Below are 16820 nucleotides of genomic sequence, written 5' to 3'. Positions count from 1 at the left end.
ATCGGAGGGCTGCGGAGGATGTCCACCAGCGGGGAGATGTTCGGGGCGCCGTGCTGGGTGAGCCTGGCCACACACGACCTCGCCTCTGCCGAGGCCTTCTACGGCGCGGTGCTCGGCTGGACCTTCCGCACGACCCGCCTCGGCGAGGAGTTCCGGGTGGCGCTCCAGGACGGGGTGCCGGTGGCCGGCATCGGAGCGGTCGTGCCGCGCCTCGGCATCCCGATGGCCTGGACGCCCTACTTCGCCGTCGAGGACGCCGACGTCACCGCCGCCCGGATCCGCGAGCGCGGCGCCACCACGGCCGTAGGGCCGCTGGCCTTCGCCACCGGACGGGCCGCGCTCGCCGCCGACCGGGAGGGCGCCGCGTTCGGCTACTGGGAAGGCGAGGTCGTCTCCCAGTGGACGTCCGCGGAGGACGGTGCGGCCTGGGCGGAGCTGCACGCACGCGACCCGTTCGCGGCCGCCGTCTTCTACGGGGAGGTCCTGGACTGGGCGACCGGCCGGCCGGGGTCCCTGGACGTCGCGTACGAGCACGACCACGTGGTCGTACGGCGCGGAAGCCTGACCGTGGCCCGGATCAGCGGGGGCGCGGTCGGCGGCGACCCGGACCCGCGGATGCGCCCCCGCTGGCACGTCCACTTCGCTGTGCCCGACCTGGACGAAGCGGCGGACCGGGCGGTCCGGGCGGGCGGCCGGCAGGCCGCGCCTGTCGAGCACACGCCGATGGACCGGCGGATGGTGCTGCGGGACAAGGCCGGCGCGCTCTTCACGATCACCGAGCCCCGCGACGCCTGACGGCTGACCGGGGCGCCACGCGGGGCGTCACGCGGGATGGCCGGCCCGTACGTGCGCCACGTCGTGGAGGGTCAGCAGGTCCCTCGGGGCGGGGCCGGGCGGGGACTGCTCCACCGGGTCCAGCAGGAACCCGACGTGGTCCCCGCCGTCGACGCGGGCGCCGATACGGCCGACGAACCAGGCCCGGGCCCCGTCGAGCAGCGGTGTGCCGTCCGCGGCGGTCCGCCACGCGACCCGGGCGAACTTGTCGACGCGGTCGCCGGTCTCGCCGCCGAACAGCTCGGCGAGCGGCAGCCCGCCGTGGTCCACGACGTGCACGGCGAGGCTTTCGGCGGCTCCCGCCACACGGAAGGTGTGGTTGAGGCGGGAGAGCCACACGACGAAGCGCGGCGGGCGGATGGAGCACTGCCCGGCGAACCCGACCAGGCATCCGGCCCGCTCTCCGCCCGCCTGGACGGTGACGATGCAGACGGTGTCGTCGAACAGATCCGTGAACCGGTCCAGCCCCGTGTCCGGCACGCGCACCACCTCCCGCTTCCTCCCTACCCGCTGCCGCCGCATCGATCCCCGCCCGTGACGGCCCCGCATCCCGGATCCCGGCGGTCCGGGGGAGCGGTGCGGCGGCGGGGCCGGCCCCGGTTGCGGCTCCGCCGGACACGCAGCCGGCTCACCCGCAGCCGCCGCTCCGCCTCCGGGTCCCGGGCCGCGAGCTCCGCGAGCGCGGGGTGCGGCCGGAGGGCGGCCAGCCGGACCCCCACCGGGTCGGGCCGTCCGGCGGCAGGGTCCGGCACCTTCCCGAACCGGTCGAGGAGGACGAGCTGCGCCACGACCGCGAGTCCCGCCGCGACGGCCCCCGCCCACTCGGCCGGGCCGCGCGGGACGCGGTCCGCGACGGCCGCCGCCGTGAACGCCATCCCGCCGATCAGCAGCAGTGCCGCCGCCGCGGCGAGGCAGCCCGGCGGGCGGGGCGGTGGCGGCCGCAGCGCCTGCGCCGCGGCCCGCACCGGCGCGTGGAACTCCCGCCGCGCGGCCAGGAGTCCGGCGTCGCGCCGCTCCACGTTGCCGAGCGCGGTCGGAGCCGTGCGCCGGCGCAGCGCCGCCAGCAGCGCATCGGGCAGCGGATGCCCCGCGCGGCGGTCCGGATCCGCTGCCGCGGCGGTGGGGCGCAGGTTGCCGCGGTGGTTGACGGTGGCGAGCCCGTCCAGGACGAGGCGGGCCGCCGCGGCCTGGAGGTCGTCGCCGTACCGGCCCTGCCCGGAGGCGGCGTGGTACGGGTCGAGTTCGGGCAGCGCGCACCGCTCGACCGCCGCGCGGCACTGCCGCGCGTACCGCCGCCGGCGCAGGACGAGGAGCCCGTACAGCACTGCCGTGAGCGGCAGTTGCACGCAGGCGAGGGCCACGGTCGTCGTCATGCCCCGAGCCTAGGGGGGTGGTGAGAGTCCCGCACGGCGCCCGCGGTGCCCGGCACGCACTCTCGCCGCACCGGCCGACGCCCCGAGGACGCCCGGTACGAGGGCCTTCGCCCGGCACGCCGAGAGCACGCACCGGGCACCGCGGGCACCGCGGGCACCGCACAGGACTTTCGCAACACCCCCTGGTGCCGTGGCCGGGAGGGATCACCGGGTCGCGGCGCCTCGCCGCGTGGGCGGACCCCGCACGTGCGCCCGGTACGCGTCGCGGTCCTCCGTCCTGCGATGGACCGCACCGGACACCGCGCCCCGGCGGGCCTTCCCGGCCGCAGTACCGGGAGCCGGTCCGACGGGGCGCGTACCGCTTTTCTGCGGGCGGTCAGTCCACCAGGACGCCCGGGTTGAGGATGCCCCGCGGGTCGAGGGCCGACTTCACGGCGCGCAGGGCCAGTCCGAAGGGTTCGGGGCGCTGGAGGTCGTAGCCGGGGCGGTGGTCGCGGCCGACGGCGTGGTGGTGGGTGACGGTGGCCCTGTGGCGGTGCAGGACCTCGGTCGCGACGGCTTTCAGGTCGTCCCACAGGGCCGCCTCGTCGCCCGGCCGGCCGGCGGCGAGGACGGTGAAGTAGGGGGCGGCGCCGTCGGGGTAGACGTGCGTGAGGCGGCAGTTGACCGTCGCCGGGTGCCCGGTGGCCTTGGCCGCGGCCGCCCCGACCTCGCCGCGCACCGCCTCGATCAGCGCGGGGATCACGTCCCAGGTGGCGGCGGTCTCGAAGGTCTCGGCGACGGCGCCCATGCGGGCAAGTCCGTCGCGCAGGTAGGGCATCCGCAGGAACGCCGAGCGCCACGCGGCCGCGGCGGCGTCGCCTCCCGCGCTGCCGCCGCCCGCGGTGTCGGGGCGGCCCCCGTGGGAGCGGGCCAGCGCGACGGCCCGGTCCAGCAGGCCGTCGACGGGCGCGTCCGCGGACTCGAAGCCGAGGACGAGCACGGCCGACCCGTCCGCGCGGACCCCGGCCAGCGCCGCCTCCCCGGCGTCCAGGAGGCGGCAGTTGGCGGGTCGGAGGTCGGACTGGGCGACGGCCCGCACGGCGCCGAGGGCGGCCCGGAAGCCGGTGAAGGCGAGCGATGCGGACGCCTTGTGCCGGGGGCGTTCCATGACGCGGACCCACGCCTCCGTGATGACGCCGAGGGTGCCTTCCGAGCCGATGAACAGGCGGTCGGGCGACGGGCCCGCCCCGGAGGCGGGCAGCCGCCAGGAGGCGCTCACCCCGGCCGGGGTGACGACGCGCAGCGACTGGACGCAGTCGTCGATGCGCGTGTGGCCGGTGGCGTAGTGGCCGCCCGCGCGGGTGGCGATCCAGCCGCCGAGCGTGGAGAACTCGAAGCTCTGCGGGAAGTGCCGCAACGTCAGCCTGTGGGGCCGCAGTCGGGCCTCCAGGGCCGGTCCGAGGGCGCCCGCCTGGATGCGGGCGGCGCGGCCGTGCGCGTCGATCTCCAGGACGCGGCCCATCCGGGTCAGGTCGAGGGAGAGCACAGCGTGGTGGCCGTCGCCGCGGTACTCGACGCCGCCGGTGACGGACGAGCCCCCGCCGTACGGGACGACGGCGATCCGCCGGCCGCCGGCCCAGTCGAGCAGGTCCGCGACGTCCCGCTCGTCCGCCGGGTGGGCGACGAGGTCCGGAATGCGGCCCGGGCGGCCGCGCAGCGCCCGTACGACGTCCCGGTACGCCTTCCCCATCGCGTGGGCGGCCCGGACCCCGGGATCCGCGGTCACCAGGCGGGCGAGGCTCGCCGGCGGCTCGGCGGCGGGGCCGCCGATGCGGAGGTCGCGGACGCGCGGCACGGGCAGCGGGCGGGCCAGGGTGCCGGGGAGGCGGGCGCCCATCGCGGCGCACTCGGTGTCGTCCGGGTGGGCGTCCTCATAGCCCCAGCCCCACCAGGAGCGGGTACGGGATGTCGGCTGCGCGGCGGTGCCGGCCATGGCGTGCTCCCGGGATTCAGGAATTTACCCAGCGGTAAATTACTTACTGTTAATATCCGCGGATGGCAACCCCCCGCTCCAAGGCCGGCACCAAGGGCGTCCCCCGCCAGGACCGCCAGCAGCAGATCCTCGAAGCGGCCACCAGGGAGTTCGGCACCCGCGGCTACGCCGCCGCCTCGCTCGCCGCGATCGCCGCGCGGGTCGGCGTCACCAAGACGCTGCTCCACCAGTACTTCGGCACGAAGGAAGCCCTGTACACCGCCTGCCTGGCCCCCGTCGGCGAGCGCATCCTGGGCGCCGTCACCACCGCGGCGGGCTCCGGCACAACCACCGGGGAGACCCCGCTGAGGGTCCTGCGCGGCATCTTCACCGCCCTGGAGGGGCAGCGCGAGGCGTGGTTCGTGCTGTACGACACCACCCTGCCGCCCGGCGGCGAGGCGGCCGCCCGGGCCGCCGAGTACCGCGGGGCGATCGACCGGCTGGCCGCCGGCGGGACCGCCGACCTGCTCCGCCGGGCGGGCTCCGCGGACCCCCTGGACGCCGACGCCCTCACGTATGTCTGGCGGGACGTGGTCGCCACCCTCGTCCGCTGGTGGACCAAGCACCCCGAGCAGTCGCCGGAGGCGATGACGCAGCGCTGCGCGCGCCTCTTCGCGGCCGCCGCCGCCCTCACGGCCGGGGCCGGCACCGGGGCAGGCTGAACGGCCGCCGCTCCGGAGCCGACCGGTGCCCGCCGCCGGCCGACCCTTCGGCCGGATCCGCCCGTTGTGCGCTGCCGCCGGCGCATGAAGACTGGGACCCCCGGTGCAGCCGAGCGGCTCCGGCCCGCCGTACGACGCCCCCAGGAGAGCGCATGGACCCGGCCGCCCCCCGGCCCACCGCCCAGCCCGCCCCCCGGCCCACCGCCCAGCCCGCCCAGCCCGCCCCCGCCGGAGAGCCGGAACTCGACGCGGTCGTCGTCGGAGCCGGCTTCGCCGGCCTCTACCAGCTGTACCGGCTCCGCCGGCTCGGCCTGCGCACCCGCGTCTTCGAGGCCTGCGACGACATCGGCGGCACCTGGTACCGCAACCGCTACCCCGGGGCCCGCTGCGACATCGAGAGCGCGGCCTACTCGTACTCCTTCTCGCCCGAACTCGACCAGGAGTGGGAGTGGAGCGAGCGGTACGCCGCCCAGCCGGAGATCCTGCGCTACCTGCACCACGTCGCCGACCGCTTCGACCTCCGCCGGGACATCACCCTCGGCACCCGCGTCGACCGCGCCGTGTACGACGCGGCCCGCCACACCTGGCGGCTCACCACCGACACCGGCGAGACGGCCACCGCCCGGTTCGTCGTCCTCGCCACGGGCTGCATGTCCGCCGTCAAGGCCCCGGACGTCCCGGGCGCCGACACCTTCTCCGGCCGCACCCTGCACACCGCCGACTGGCCGCACGACGGCGCCGACCTGGCCGGCCGCCGCGTCGCCGTCATCGGCACCGGCTGCTCCGCCGTGCAGCTGATCCCGGTCCTCGCCGAACAGGCCGCCGCCGTCACCGTCTTCCAGCGCACCCCGGTCTTCGCCCTGCCCGCCCGCAACCGGGCCCTGACCGCAGCCGAGACCGCCGAGCTGAAGGCCCGCTACCCCGCCTACCGGGCCGCGCAGCGCCGCTCACGCGGCGGCACCCTCGTCGAACCGCCCACCGGATCCGCCCTCAAGGCCGACGAGGCCGAGCGCACGGCCGCCTACGAGGCCGGCTGGAACTCGGGCCTCCTCAGCGGCCTGCTGCGCACCTACACCGACATCCTCACCGACCGCGCGGCCAACGAGACCGCCGCCGAGCACGTCCGCGCCAAGATCCGCTCGATCGTCGCAGACCCGGCGACCGCCGAGGCGCTCTCCCCGCGCACCTACCCCTTCGGCACCAAGCGCCCCTGCCTCGACAGCGGGTACTACGCCGCCTACAACCGGCCGCACGTACGGCTGGTGGACCTCGCCCGGACGCCCCTCACCCGGATCACCCCCGGAGGGATCAGGACCACCGAGCGCGAACACCCCGCCGACGTGGTCGTCTTCGCCACCGGCTTCGACGCCCTGACCGGCTCCCAGCTCGCCCTGGACATCACCGGCAAGGACGGCCTCACCCTCAGGGAGAAGTGGGCCGACGGCCCACGCAACCACCTGGGGCTGCTCTCCGCCGGCTTCCCGAACCTCTTCACCGTCCTCGGACCGCTCAGCCCCTCCGTCCTCAGCAACGCGGTCTTCTCCATCGAACAGCACGTCGAGTGGATCACCGACTGCATCGCCCACCTGCGCGGCGCGGGCCTCACCGAGATCGACGCCACCCCCGAGGCGGAGGACCGCTGGTGCGCGCACGTCGCCGAGACGGCCGCCGCGACCCTCTACCCGGACACCGCCTCCTGGTACACCGGGGCCAACGTACCGGGCAAGCCGCGGGTGTTCCTCGCGTACGCGGGCGGCGCCGACCGCTACCGGGAGCAGTGCGAGGCCTCCGCGCGCGACGGCTACCGCGGGTTCGTGCTCTCCGCCGCGGCCCCGCGCTGAGCACGGGGCGCGCCCGGCGCGGGCGCGCGCCGCTGGACGGGTGAAACGGGCGCCCCCCGGCAGGGCCGGCGCGACGCCCCGGAGGCGGGGACAAAACCCGAGATCGCGGCCGGTACGGCGGGCCGCCGCCCGGCCCGCCGGCGCACGCCCGCCCGTGCCCGGGCGCCCCGCGCACGGCACTAGGGTCGGTCCGACGCCCGCCCCGCCCCAGCCCGCTGCCCGGGGTGCGGGCGATCGGCGCGTCGAGCCCGGCCCACCCAGGAGGACCCACCGTGACCCCCACCGCGACACCGGTACTCACGCACAAGCTCCGGCACATGTTCGCCCTCCTGGACACGGACCGGGACGGCTACCTCACCGCGGCCGACCTGCCCGCCGCCGCGGACCGCATGGCGGCCGTCCTGCCCGCCGGGCCGGAGAAGGCCGAACGGCTGCGCACCGCCCTGGGCCGGATCTGGGAGGCGCACCTGCGCCCCATGGACGGCGACGGCTCGGGCCGGCTCGGCCTCGCCGCGTACGAGCGCGGCGTCCGAGACGCCACCGCCACCGCCCCCGCCGCCTTCCTCACCGCGGTCCACGAGGCCGCGTCGGCCTGGCTCGCCCTCTGCGACGCCGACGGCGACGGCAGGATCGTCCTCGACGAGTACCTCCGGCTGGGCGAGGCCCTCGGCGGCGTCGCCCGCGAGGACATGGAGGACGCCTTCGCACGGCTCGACCGCAGCGGGGACGGCGGTCTGGACCCCGTCGACGTCCACGCCGCCGTCATCGAGTTCTTCACCAGCGAAGACCCGGAGGCCGCCGGGAACTGGCTGTACGGACCGCTGTGAGGGCCGGCGTCCGGCTCGGGCCGAGGTCACGCCGTCCGGTGCGCCGTGAGCAGCAGGAACTCCCACTCCATCACACCGTCCCGGGTGTGCTCCTCCGCGAGGGCGTCCAGTTCGCGGTCCAGGGCCGCCGCACGGTCGGAGTCCTCGCCCAGGGCCCGGTAGACGGCGATGGTCGGGCCGTAGCAGGTCTTGAAGAAGGTGCGGAAGGAGCCCGGTTCGGGGAAGGCGTCGACGCGGACCGTGCGGCGCCGGGCGTCCACGTCCGTGACGCGGTCGCCGAGCAGCTCGTACACGTGCTCCTCGTCGCCCCACAGCGGAGGCGGCGACGCCCCGGGCGGCGGGGGCGGCGCGTACGGCTTCATCGCCGCGAACATGCGGCCGATGAACCCCTGGGGCGTCCAGTTGGACATGCCGATGGTGCCGCCGGGACGGCACACCCGGAGCATCTCGTCGGCGGCCGCCTGGTGGTGGGGCGCGAACATGATGCCGAAGCAGGACATGACGACGTCGAACTCGCCGTCCGCGAACGGCAGGTGCTCGGCGTCCGCCTCCCGCCAGTCCAGGCCCACCCCCCGCACGGCGGCCACCTGCCTGCCGATCTCCAGCAGTTCGGGGGTCAGGTCGCAGGCCACCACGTCCGCCCCGGCCAGGGCGGCCGGGATCGCGGCGTTCCCCGCGCCCGCCGCGATGTCCAGGACGCTGTCCCCGCGCTGTACGCCGCACTCCCTGACGAGTTGGGCGCCGGCCTCCGGGATGACGTGCGAGGCGACGGAAGGATAGTCGCCCATGGCCCACATGGCCCGGTGCCGGGCCTTCAGCGCGCGATCGGCCGCGACCGCGTCGGTCGCCTCGGACATGGAATCGCCTCCAGGGCTCGGACCGACCCCCCTCCCGAGCATAGGCGGCTCCCCACCCGGCCGCCGTCCGAGCCGGACCGCCGGGCGACGGGGCCGCCCGTCGGCCGTCCGGCTATTCGCCCACGGCGACGTAGCGGGTGACCTCGCCGTCCCACTCCGTCGTGCCGGCATGGCCGGGGCGGACGTCCAGGGCCACCCCGGCGCCTTCGAAGACCTCCTTCAGGCGCCGCCGTTGCGGTTCGCCGATGTAGTTGTGGTGCAGGTCGAGGCTCCGGAGGCGGGTGAGGCGCCGCCGGCCGGCCAGCAGGGCCCGCGCCCCCTCGTCGGTGAGGACGCCCAGCGACAGGTCGAGGTGCTCCAGCCGCCCGACCACCGGCGCGGAGGCCGCCGCCGCGGCGATCTCGTCCTGGATGTCGCTGTTGCGCAGGCCCAGCCGGCGCAGGCGCGGCAGCAGCGACCCCTCGAAGACGGGCGCCAGGTCCCCGATCTCGCAGTCCCCGCCGAACCAGCCCGTCCCGAGCCACAGCTCCAGGTGCTCCAGCGCGGGCAGGTCGCTGCCGGCGACACCGCGCACGGCCGCCGCGGGCATCCCGCCCGTCTGGACGACAAGGGACCGCAGCCGGCGGTGCGCGAGCGCGGGGAACACCAGGCGGCTGCCGCCCCGCACACCGAGCTCCTCCAGCTCCGGGAAGCCCTCCAGCAGCGGGCCGACGTCGCCCTGGGGGATCGCGGATATCTCCTGCTCCCGGTTGTCCATGTCGCCGAGGAACAGGGCCCGCAGGGCGGGGAGCCGGTCCCGGGCCTCCAGTAGCGCGGCCGTGATCTCGTCCGGGCCGGTCTCGACCGTCTCCCGCCAGAAGCCGACGGCGAGCGCCCGCACCCGCGCCGTGTCCACGGCGTCCGCGAACCGCGCGAAGACCTCGGGCCAGGGCTCCCGCGCGCGCCCCGGGTCGGCGGAGATCCGCCACGCGACGGCGTCCGGCTCCGGCAGCGCGGCCGCGCAGCCGCCGTCCCCGTCCCCGCTGCCGGGGAAGTCGTGCACGGGAAGCCCGTACCACTCCGCCAGACGTCCCGGATATCCCATGGTGCTTCGCCCGCCCCTCTTCCGTGTTCCCGGCCGCGGCCGCGGCCGGTGCTGGAGCAGTTGTAGCAAGCGGCACCGACATCCGCCGGACGGCCGGTGTCAGTGGCATGCGTCACAGTGGAGGGGATGCCGAAGCCGGTGGAAGAGGTGGCCCCATGGGGTACGCGATCCAGGCCGAGGGCCTGGCCAAACGGTTCAAGGAGACCCGCGCGCTCGACGGGGTCGACCTGGCGGTGCCCGCGGGCACCGTCCTGGGGCTGCTCGGGCCCAACGGGGCGGGCAAGACGACCGCGGTGCGGATCTTCGCCACGCTGCTGCGCCCCGACGCGGGCCGCGCCGAGGTCGGCGGGCACGACGTGGTGCGGCAGGCGGGCCGGGTCCGCTCGCTGATCGGCCTGACCGGGCAGTACGCCGCCGTCGACGAGAACATGACCGGCACGGAGAACCTGGTGATGATCGGCCGGCTGCTCGGCATGCCCCGCCGCTCCGCGCGGGCCCGCGCGGCCGAGCTGCTCGGCGGCTTCCGCCTCGACGACGCGGCCGGGCGGGCCGTGAAGACGTACTCCGGCGGCATGCGCCGGCGCCTGGACCTCGCGGCCAGCCTCGTCGGCCGGCCCCAGATCCTCTTCCTCGACGAGCCGACGACGGGGCTCGACCCGCACAGCCGCGGCGAGGTCTGGGACATGGTCCGCGACCTCGTGGCCGACGGCATGACCGTCCTGCTGACCACCCAGTACCTGGACGAGGCCGACCGGCTCGCCGACAGCATCGTCGTCGTCGACCAGGGCAAGGTCATCGCCGACGGCACCCCCGACGAGCTGAAGTCCCAGGTCGGCGGCCAGGTGCTGCACCTGCGCCCGCTCCGCTCCGCCGACCTCGCGCCGGCGTGCGCGCTCGTCGCGGAGGAGGCCGGCCCGCACACCAAGATCGAGGAGGAGGTCATCACCGCCCCCGTCGGCGACCCGGCCCTGATGCCGCGCGTCGTGCGCCGCCTCGACCAGGCCGGCGTGGCCGTCGCGGAGCTCACCCTGCGCCGCTCCTCCCTCGACGAGGTGTTCCTGGCCCTCACAGGCCACCGCGCCCGGCCGGAGGCCCCGCCGCCCGGCGACGCCGACGAGCACGACGCGTACGCACCCGCGGGGAGCCCGTCATGACCGGCACCGCCGTCACCGACGCGTTCGCCCCCGCCGGAACCCGCGTGCGGCCGCTCGCCGCCCTCCGGCAGACCGCCACGATGGCCTGGCGCAGCCTCATCTCCGTCAAGCACAACCCGCTCGAACTGGTCGACTACAGCATCACGCCGATCATGTTCGTGTTCCTGTTCACCTACGTCTTCGGCGGACAGATGGCCGGCTCCCCGCAGGAGTACCTCCAGTACGCCCTCGCCGGGATCATCGTCCAGAACACGCTCTTCATGAGCATGTACACCGCGATGTCGCTGAACACGGACCTGACCAAGGGCGTCTTCGACCGGCTCCGCAGCCTGCCCATCGCCCGCTCCGCCCCGCTCTTCGGGCGCATAGCCGCCGACCTGGCCAAACAGCTGTGGGCGATGCTCCTGATGATCGGCCTCGGCACCCTGCTCGGCTTCCGTCTCACCGGCGGCGCCGGAGGCTTCCTGGCCGCGACCGTGCTGCTCCTCGTCTTCGCCGCGGCCGTGTCCTGGACGGCGGTACTGATCGGGATGCTCGCCGGGGACGCCGAGAAAGTGCAGGTGTACGCGTTCACCTTCATCTTCCCGATCACCTTCACGAGCAGTGCGTTCGCCAGGGTCGACACCATGCCGGGCTGGCTCCAGGCCTGGGTGAACGTCAACCCCGTCACCCACCTCTCGGACGCCTTCCGCGGCCTCCTGCTCGGCACCCCGGCCACAGGGCCCGTCCTGTGGTCCCTGGCCTGGGCCGCGGGCATCACCGCCGTGTTCATGCCGCTGGCCATGCGCGTGTACGGATCCCACAGCCGCTGAGGCCCTCACACGGCCCGCGACCCCGCGGCCGTCCTCCACACCATCCGCACCCCGCCCGAGCCCGCGGCCTGACGGCCGCCAGGCGGCCGGGCGGGACCTCAGACGTGGAGCTCCCGCGGGAAGCCGGTCCAGCGCAGTTCGGCCGGGAGGTGGCCGGTGTCGTTGAACAGGACCACCGAGGCAGGCCGCCCGGGCGTGTACCGGATGACGGTCAGCGCCGCATGGGCGTGGTCGACGCCGATCCAGCGCCACTTCGGCGCGTCGAGGGCGGCACGGACGAGCCAGCCGACCAAGAAGTTGTGGGTGACGACGAGTTCGTGGCGCGGCTCAGCGCCCGCGACCGGTCCGGTGAACTCCCCGAGCGCGGCCTCAGCCAGGCCGGCGCCCTGGCTGCGCTCCTCGACCGGGATCCGGCCCAGAAAGCCCATCACGGCCTCCGCCGCTTCCGTGGGCAATTCCCGACGCGCCGGGAGGTGGGGTACGTAGTCCCCGGCCGCGGCGGACGGCCTCAGGGGGACGCCGCGGAGCCGGTCGCCGACCAGCTGTGCGGTCTGTGCGGCTCGGGGGAGCGGCCCGTGGTGGATCGCCGTCAGAGGGACGTCCCGGAGCCGCTCCCCGAGCAGCGCGGCCTGGCGGCGGCCCGCTTCCGTCAGCCCGCTCCCGTCCGCCGCGGCTTCGCCGTGCCGGGTGAGGTACAGGAATCGGGCGGCGGTTGCGGGCATGGGGTCTCCCGGGAGTCGATCTTGTGGGCTCCCGTGGGGGACGCCGCCCCGCGGCATGGCGGTTCCTCCCGGTCGTGTGGGCGGCGGGCCGGGGACGGGCATGTGGCCGCGGCGGCGTCAGCGGTCGTCGGGGCGGGCCGGCATGTCCCGGTCTTCCTCCGGAACCGCCTCGTCGGGGCGGCGGTTCAGCTCCTCCGGGGTCTTGCCCGCCGCCCGGCCCGGCGTCGGGCGTGAGCGGTCCCGGCCCTTGCCGGAGCGGTCGCGCTCCCCGCCCCCGCTGCCGGACTCGCGGCGCGTGTCCTTCGTTCCGTCCATGGCCACGGCTCCCGTCTCTCCCGCCGTGCGGGCGCACGGCGTGCGCCCACCCTCACACGGCCGCTCCCCACCGGCATCTTTTCGCTCACCCGTGGTGATCGGCGCTGCTCCCGCGGCCCCGGGGTGTGCGCCCCGCCCCGCCGGGTAGGGGCGGCGGGGAGGAGACGCACGCCATGGGCCCTGCCGACCCGAGCAACTGGCTTCTGACCGCCGCCCAGCGCGGCAACCCGGACACCCGCCTCGACCGGCGCCACCCCGAGGGCTCGGCCTGGAGCCGGGGGAACGAGGCGCGTCCGGTAATCCACGGAGCCGCCTACTTCGCGGAGCTGCTGGAACGGATCAGCGCCCAGCGCGCTGGCGACCTGCTGCTGTTCACCGACTGGCGCGGCGACCCGGACGAACGCCTCGCGCCCCACCGCACCCACGACGGCCGCACCCCCGGCGGCGACCGCGCCGGCAGCGAGATCGCCGCCGTGCTGTGCCGGGCAGCCGAACGCGGCGTCGTCGTCAAGGGACTGGTGTGGCGCTCGCACCTGGACCGCTTCCAGTTCAGCGAGGCCGAGAACCGCCACCTCGGCGAGCAGATCGAGGAGGCCGGCGGCGAATGCCTCCTCGACATGCGGGTCCGCCCGGGGGGCTCGCACCACCAGAAGCTCCTCGTGCTCCGCCACCCCGGCCGCCCCTGGCTCGACATCGCGTACGCGGGCGGCATCGACCTGTGCCGCAGCCGCAACGACGACGCCGCGCACGGCGGTGACCCACAGGCCCTCCGCATGGCCGACGCCTACGGCACGCACCCGCCGTGGCACGACGTCCAGCTCGCGCTGCGCGGCCCGGTCGTCGGCGACCTGGAGACCGTCTTCCGCGAGCGCTGGGAGGACCCGGCCCCGCTCAGCCGCAGCCCCCTCACCCGCCTGCGGGCCCGCGCGCACCGCGAGGACACCCACGCCGACGGCCTGCCGCCGCAGCCCCCCGACCCCGAGCCCTGCGGCCCCCACACCGTGCAGGTGCTGCGCACCTACCCCAACCGGCTGTTCGGCGGATACGCCTTCGCCCGCGACGGCGAACGCAGCATCGCCCGCGGCTACCTCAAGGCGGTCCGGCGGGCCCGCTCGCTGATCTACCTGGAAGACCAGTACCTGTGGTCGCCGCGCGTCGTCGACTGCTTCGCCCGGGCCCTGCGCACGCACCCCGGGCTGCGGCTGACGGCGGTCATCCCCGCCGTCCCCGAGCAGGACGGCCGGCTGACCCTGCCGATGAACCTGATCGGCCGCATCACCGCCCTGAACGGGCTGCGCCGGGCCGGCGGCGATCGCGTCGCGGTGTACGCGCTGGAGAACCACGCCGGCACACCCGTCTACGTCCACGCCAAGGTCTGCGTCATCGACGACGTGTGGGCGTCCGTCGGCTCGGACAACATCAACCTGCGCTCCTGGACGCACGATTCGGAACTCGGCTGCGTCGTCCTGGACGAGACCCCCGACGGCCGCCCGCCCGCCGATCCGGGCGGCCACGGCGACGGCGCCCGGTCCTTCGCCCGCCGGCTGCGCCTGGAGCTCTCCCGCGAGCACCTCGACCTCGGCCCCGCCGACGACGGCGCGCTCTGCGACCCGGTGGCCGCCTTCGACGCGTTCGCCGCCTCGGCAGCGGCCCTCGACTCCTGGCACGAGGGCGGCTGCCGGGGCCCGCGCCCGCCGGGGCGGCTGCGCCGGTACGTGCCGCCGGAGTTGTCCACGCCGGCCCGGATCCTGGCGACACCCGCCCACCACCTGCTCGTCGACCCGGACGGCCGCCCGTTCCGGCTGCGCCGCCGCAACGCCTTCTGACCGGCCCGGCTGCCCGCCCGCCGCCCGCCGGGCGGCCCGGTGCGCTGTTCTCGCCGCGCAGGACCGCGGTGCTTCGCCTAGGTTGATGCCCGGGGGAGTTCCCGACCCAAGGAGTTCGCTGTGGCTGACAAGGGCAAGATGGAGCAGGCCAAGGGCAAGGCGAAGGAAGCCGTCGGAAAGGTCGCCGGCAACAAGCGCATGCAGGCCGAAGGCAAGATGGACCAGGTCCGGGGCGAGGCCAAGGAGGCCCGCGCCGACATGGACGAACGCGCCCGCGAAGCGGGAGAGCAGATGCGCGGCAAGCACAGGAAGAAGTAGCCGCAGCCCTACGCGCGGCCGCCCGCCCGCAGCGGTCCCGGTGCCCGGCACCGGGCCGCGGCGCGGCGGGCGCCGCCCGTTCCGGGGAGAGCGGCGCCGCCGGCTGCGGCCTGACGCAGGGCGACGGTCATACCGCGGGCCGGTGCCGGGCGGCGAAGGGGCCGCCGGCGGCGAACGCGTGCCGCGCGAAGCGCTCGCCGTTGAGCCGGTGGGGCGCCGCGTCGGGGTGGAGGTTGTCCGGCAGCGGCAGGGCCGCTCGTCGGCGGGGCCGTACAGGATGCGGCCGTCCAGGTGGTGCAGGTGCGGGTCGGCCGGAGAGCGCTCGCCGACGATGCGTGCCGGCTCCTCCCGTACGACGGCCAGTGTCAGCTTCCCCCCGGGCACCTCCCCGGGGGTCGCCGGCGGCCCGGAACGCCGGCCGCCCCTCGGTGAGGGAGGCCGGGTCGAACGCGGTCGGGCCGGGCGTGTCCTCGTGTACCGGGCACAGGATCGGCGAGACGACCAGCAGCGGCGCGTCGGGGCGGCCCTCGCGGACCGTGTCGAGGAACCCGTGCACGGCGGGGCCGAACGCCCGGCGGCGCATCAGGTCCAGGTTGACGACGTCGAGGCCCAGTTTGGGCTGGGGATCCCTGGGGACGCGCCCGCTGCCGGGCCAATCCCGCGCCGGGAACCGGCCGCCGGGCGACCCTGGTGGCCCCGGGCCGGCACGGCCCCCGGCCGGAAGGATCGCCGTGGCGGCAGCACCCGACGAGCAGACCCCCGCGGGCCGGTACGGCGAGGACCTGTTCCCGCCCGACCAGGCGGGCGAGGGCGACCGCATCGACCACGCCGCGCTCGTCTACGACCCCTACACCCGCGAGCGCCTGACCGCCCTCGGCGCCGGCCCCGGCATGCGCTGCCTGGACGTCGGCGCGGGCACCGGTACCGTCGCGCGCTGGCTCGCCGAGGAGGCCTGCGCCGACGAGGTCGTCGCCCTCGACCGCGACACCGGCCACCTCGACCGCCTCGCCGGCCCCCGGCTGCGGGTGCGCGCCGCGGACCTCACCCGGCTGGCCGACGAGTCGGGGCTCGGCACCTTCGACCTCGTCCACGCCCGGTTCGTCCTCATGCACGTCCCCGAGCGGCGGGAGGTCCTCGACCGCCTCGCCGGCCTGCTCAACCCCGGCGGACACCTCGTCCTCAGCGACGCGGCCGACGTCCCGGACCCCGCCGACACCGGCTCCCCGTACCGCCGCACCCTCGACGCCATGTGGCACGCGCTGCGGGAGACCATCGGCACCGACCTCGCCGCCGTACGCGCCCACCCGCACGCCCTGCGCGCCGCCGGCCTGCACGACGTCACCGCGGAACTGGTGTGCCCTCCGCTGCGGCCCGGCACCCCGATCGCCGCCTTCTGGACGGACACCCTCCGCAGGCTCCGCCCGGCCCTGCTCTCCGGCGGCCGCCTCGACGCGACCACCCTCGACGAAGCCCTCGCCTACCTTCAATCCCCGGACCTCGCCGAACTCGCGCCCGGCATGCTCACCGTGTGGGGCCGCCGCCCGTAGCCCGCCGGCCGGCCGGAGGACACGCCGACCGCCCCGCCCCCGGCGTGCGGCCGGTGCCGGGGCGGTGCTGCGGCGGGGCGCGTTCAGTACCGCAGCGCCCTGGCCGTCTGCGCGGTGACGCTGCCCGGCAGGGTGCGCGTACTGCGCGCGGTGGCCTCCTTCCGGCCCTTCGCCGCCACGTCGTCCACGGTCACCACCACGGTGTCGACCGTGCTGCCGTCGCCGTCCTTGAAGTCGACCTGGACCGCGAACGACTTCACCGCGTCGTCGGTGTTCTCCACCGTCACCGGAACCTCCGTGCGCCCGTCGGACGCGGCGGTCGGCTTCCCCAGGGTGACGGAGCCCTTCGCGTCCACGCCGCCCTTGACCTCGTCCAGCTTCTTCCGGGCCTCAGCCGCCGCCGACGCCGCAGCGTCCGCGGCGTGCGTCGCGGCCGCCGAGACCTCCGCCCCGGCCGACCGGACCGCCGACGCGGCACGGGACGCCGCGTCGGAGGCGGAGCCGCCGTTCGAGCAGCCCGCCGCGCCCACGGCGGCCGCCGCGGCCGCCGCCGCCCACACCGCCGCGACCACTCGGCGCCTCACCATGTCCCGCCTCCTCGAAGTCCGCCGTGCCTGCCACCAGCCAACGCCGC

General features: G+C 76.1%; 17 protein-coding genes and 1 pseudogene. 9 read left to right on the top strand and 9 right to left on the bottom strand.

The genetic code is table 11. The features are described 5' to 3' along the window. Positions 1–18 precede the first annotated feature (18 nt). Positions 19–795 carry a VOC family protein gene (locus tag ACZ462_RS30440; protein ID WP_467808543.1) on the top strand — a complete coding sequence of 259 codons (777 nt, stop codon included), beginning with the start codon at positions 19–21 and terminating at the stop codon, positions 793–795. 27 nt (positions 796–822) lie between these two features. Here ACZ462_RS30440 and ACZ462_RS30435 read toward each other — a convergent pair whose 3' ends face one another. The 3 genes from ACZ462_RS30435 to ACZ462_RS30425 form a co-directional block, all read right to left on the bottom strand. After that, positions 823–1356: a flavin reductase family protein gene (locus ACZ462_RS30435; RefSeq protein WP_467808542.1), complete on the bottom strand. Its 534-nt coding sequence runs from the start codon at positions 1354–1356 to the stop codon at positions 823–825. Next, the gene (locus ACZ462_RS30430; protein ID WP_467808540.1) at positions 1338–2207 is read right to left on the bottom strand and encodes a hypothetical protein; all 870 of its coding nucleotides are present in this window, start codon (positions 2205–2207) and stop codon (positions 1338–1340) included. Before ACZ462_RS30430 ends, ACZ462_RS30435 begins: the two co-directional genes overlap by 19 nt. A gap of 376 nt (positions 2208–2583) precedes the next feature. Continuing rightward, on the bottom strand, positions 2584–4182 hold the full coding sequence (locus ACZ462_RS30425) for an FAD-binding oxidoreductase (protein WP_467808539.1): 1599 nt from the start codon (positions 4180–4182) through the stop codon (positions 2584–2586). 62 nt (positions 4183–4244) lie between these two features. Between ACZ462_RS30425 and ACZ462_RS30420 the strand changes: the two genes are divergently transcribed. The 3 genes from ACZ462_RS30420 (at position 4245) to ACZ462_RS30410 (ending at position 7551) form a co-directional block, all read left to right on the top strand. Beyond that, positions 4245–4883, top strand: coding sequence for a TetR/AcrR family transcriptional regulator (locus ACZ462_RS30420; protein ID WP_467808537.1), 639 nt, complete (start codon positions 4245–4247; stop codon positions 4881–4883). A gap of 152 nt (positions 4884–5035) precedes the next feature. After that, a complete protein-coding gene (locus tag ACZ462_RS30415; RefSeq protein WP_467808536.1) occupies positions 5036–6724 on the top strand; it encodes a flavin-containing monooxygenase in 1689 nt (562 codons plus the stop codon). Between the two features lie 272 nt (positions 6725–6996). After that, complete coding sequence (locus ACZ462_RS30410) at positions 6997–7551, top strand: EF-hand domain-containing protein (RefSeq protein WP_467808534.1); 555 nt, start codon at positions 6997–6999, stop codon at positions 7549–7551. Between the two features lie 26 nt (positions 7552–7577). Here ACZ462_RS30410 and ACZ462_RS30405 read toward each other — a convergent pair whose 3' ends face one another. Both ACZ462_RS30405 and ACZ462_RS30400 read right to left on the bottom strand, forming a co-directional pair. Further along, on the bottom strand, positions 7578–8408 hold the full coding sequence (locus ACZ462_RS30405; protein WP_467808533.1) for a class I SAM-dependent methyltransferase: 831 nt from the start codon (positions 8406–8408) through the stop codon (positions 7578–7580). A 112-nt stretch (positions 8409–8520) separates the two neighbouring features. After that, the gene (locus tag ACZ462_RS30400; RefSeq protein ID WP_467808532.1) at positions 8521–9492 is read right to left on the bottom strand and encodes an STM4015 family protein; all 972 of its coding nucleotides are present in this window, start codon (positions 9490–9492) and stop codon (positions 8521–8523) included. A 155-nt stretch (positions 9493–9647) separates the two neighbouring features. On the opposite strand from ACZ462_RS30400, the gene ACZ462_RS30395 reads away from it, so the two are divergent. Both ACZ462_RS30395 and ACZ462_RS30390 read left to right on the top strand, forming a co-directional pair. After that, complete coding sequence (locus ACZ462_RS30395) at positions 9648–10646, top strand: ATP-binding cassette domain-containing protein (protein WP_467808530.1); 999 nt, start codon at positions 9648–9650, stop codon at positions 10644–10646. Further along, the gene (locus ACZ462_RS30390; RefSeq protein WP_467808528.1) at positions 10643–11458 is read left to right on the top strand and encodes an ABC transporter permease; all 816 of its coding nucleotides are present in this window, start codon (positions 10643–10645) and stop codon (positions 11456–11458) included. The genes ACZ462_RS30395 and ACZ462_RS30390 overlap by 4 nt, the downstream gene beginning before the upstream one ends. A gap of 98 nt (positions 11459–11556) precedes the next feature. Here ACZ462_RS30390 and ACZ462_RS30385 read toward each other — a convergent pair whose 3' ends face one another. Continuing rightward, on the bottom strand, positions 11557–12180 hold the full coding sequence (locus ACZ462_RS30385) for a histidine phosphatase family protein (protein WP_467808527.1): 624 nt from the start codon (positions 12178–12180) through the stop codon (positions 11557–11559). A 117-nt stretch (positions 12181–12297) separates the two neighbouring features. Beyond that, positions 12298–12495, bottom strand: coding sequence for a hypothetical protein (locus tag ACZ462_RS30380; RefSeq protein WP_467808525.1), 198 nt, complete (start codon positions 12493–12495; stop codon positions 12298–12300). A 173-nt stretch (positions 12496–12668) separates the two neighbouring features. On the opposite strand from ACZ462_RS30380, the gene ACZ462_RS30375 reads away from it, so the two are divergent. Together ACZ462_RS30375 and ACZ462_RS30370 are read left to right on the top strand one after the other, a co-directional pair. Then, positions 12669–14321 carry a phospholipase D family protein gene (locus tag ACZ462_RS30375; RefSeq protein WP_467808524.1) on the top strand — a complete coding sequence of 551 codons (1653 nt, stop codon included), beginning with the start codon at positions 12669–12671 and terminating at the stop codon, positions 14319–14321. Between the two features lie 120 nt (positions 14322–14441). Next, positions 14442–14639: a CsbD family protein gene (locus ACZ462_RS30370; protein WP_467808522.1), complete on the top strand. Its 198-nt coding sequence runs from the start codon at positions 14442–14444 to the stop codon at positions 14637–14639. A gap of 127 nt (positions 14640–14766) precedes the next feature. On the opposite strand, the pseudogene ACZ462_RS30365 reads toward ACZ462_RS30370, so the two are convergent. After that, a pseudogene (locus ACZ462_RS30365) lies at positions 14767–15255 on the bottom strand (SGNH/GDSL hydrolase family protein); the annotation flags it as partial. Between the two features lie 115 nt (positions 15256–15370). On the opposite strand from ACZ462_RS30365, the gene ACZ462_RS30360 reads away from it, so the two are divergent. Continuing rightward, positions 15371–16186, top strand: a complete 816-nt coding sequence (locus ACZ462_RS30360; protein WP_467808520.1) for a class I SAM-dependent methyltransferase — start codon at positions 15371–15373, stop codon at positions 16184–16186. Between the two features lie 83 nt (positions 16187–16269). On the opposite strand, the gene ACZ462_RS30355 is transcribed toward ACZ462_RS30360, so the two are convergent. Next, positions 16270–16773 (bottom strand): hypothetical protein, encoded by a 504-nt coding sequence (locus ACZ462_RS30355; protein ID WP_467808519.1) that lies wholly within the window; start codon positions 16771–16773, stop codon positions 16270–16272. Positions 16774–16820: the final 47 nt, after the last annotated feature.

The organism is Streptomyces sp. NPDC031121, from assembly GCF_055570615.1.
Note: the sequence above shows the minus strand (reverse complement) of the source record. Positions and strands in the feature narration are given on the sequence as shown.

Bases quoted from the DNA above. Each gene is read 5' to 3' on its own strand.
- ACZ462_RS30440 (WP_467808543.1), top strand. From the start codon at position 19: ATGTCCACCAGCGGGGAGATGTTCGGGGCGCCGTGCTGGGTGAGCCTG.
- ACZ462_RS30435 (WP_467808542.1), bottom strand. From the start codon at position 1,356: ATGCGGCGGCAGCGGGTAGGGAGGAAGCGGGAGGTGGTGCGCGTGCCG.
- ACZ462_RS30430 (WP_467808540.1), bottom strand. From the start codon at position 2,207: ATGACGACGACCGTGGCCCTCGCCTGCGTGCAACTGCCGCTCACGGCA.
- ACZ462_RS30425 (WP_467808539.1), bottom strand. From the start codon at position 4,182: ATGGCCGGCACCGCCGCGCAGCCGACATCCCGTACCCGCTCCTGGTGG.
- ACZ462_RS30420 (WP_467808537.1), top strand. From the start codon at position 4,245: ATGGCAACCCCCCGCTCCAAGGCCGGCACCAAGGGCGTCCCCCGCCAG.
- ACZ462_RS30415 (WP_467808536.1), top strand. From the start codon at position 5,036: ATGGACCCGGCCGCCCCCCGGCCCACCGCCCAGCCCGCCCCCCGGCCC.
- ACZ462_RS30405 (WP_467808533.1), bottom strand. From the start codon at position 8,408: ATGTCCGAGGCGACCGACGCGGTCGCGGCCGATCGCGCGCTGAAGGCC.
- ACZ462_RS30400 (WP_467808532.1), bottom strand. From the start codon at position 9,492: ATGGGATATCCGGGACGTCTGGCGGAGTGGTACGGGCTTCCCGTGCAC.
- ACZ462_RS30395 (WP_467808530.1), top strand. From the start codon at position 9,648: ATGGGGTACGCGATCCAGGCCGAGGGCCTGGCCAAACGGTTCAAGGAG.
- ACZ462_RS30390 (WP_467808528.1), top strand. From the start codon at position 10,643: ATGACCGGCACCGCCGTCACCGACGCGTTCGCCCCCGCCGGAACCCGC.
- ACZ462_RS30385 (WP_467808527.1), bottom strand. From the start codon at position 12,180: ATGCCCGCAACCGCCGCCCGATTCCTGTACCTCACCCGGCACGGCGAA.
- ACZ462_RS30380 (WP_467808525.1), bottom strand. From the start codon at position 12,495: ATGGACGGAACGAAGGACACGCGCCGCGAGTCCGGCAGCGGGGGCGGG.
- ACZ462_RS30375 (WP_467808524.1), top strand. From the start codon at position 12,669: ATGGGCCCTGCCGACCCGAGCAACTGGCTTCTGACCGCCGCCCAGCGC.
- ACZ462_RS30355 (WP_467808519.1), bottom strand. From the start codon at position 16,773: ATGGTGAGGCGCCGAGTGGTCGCGGCGGTGTGGGCGGCGGCGGCCGCG.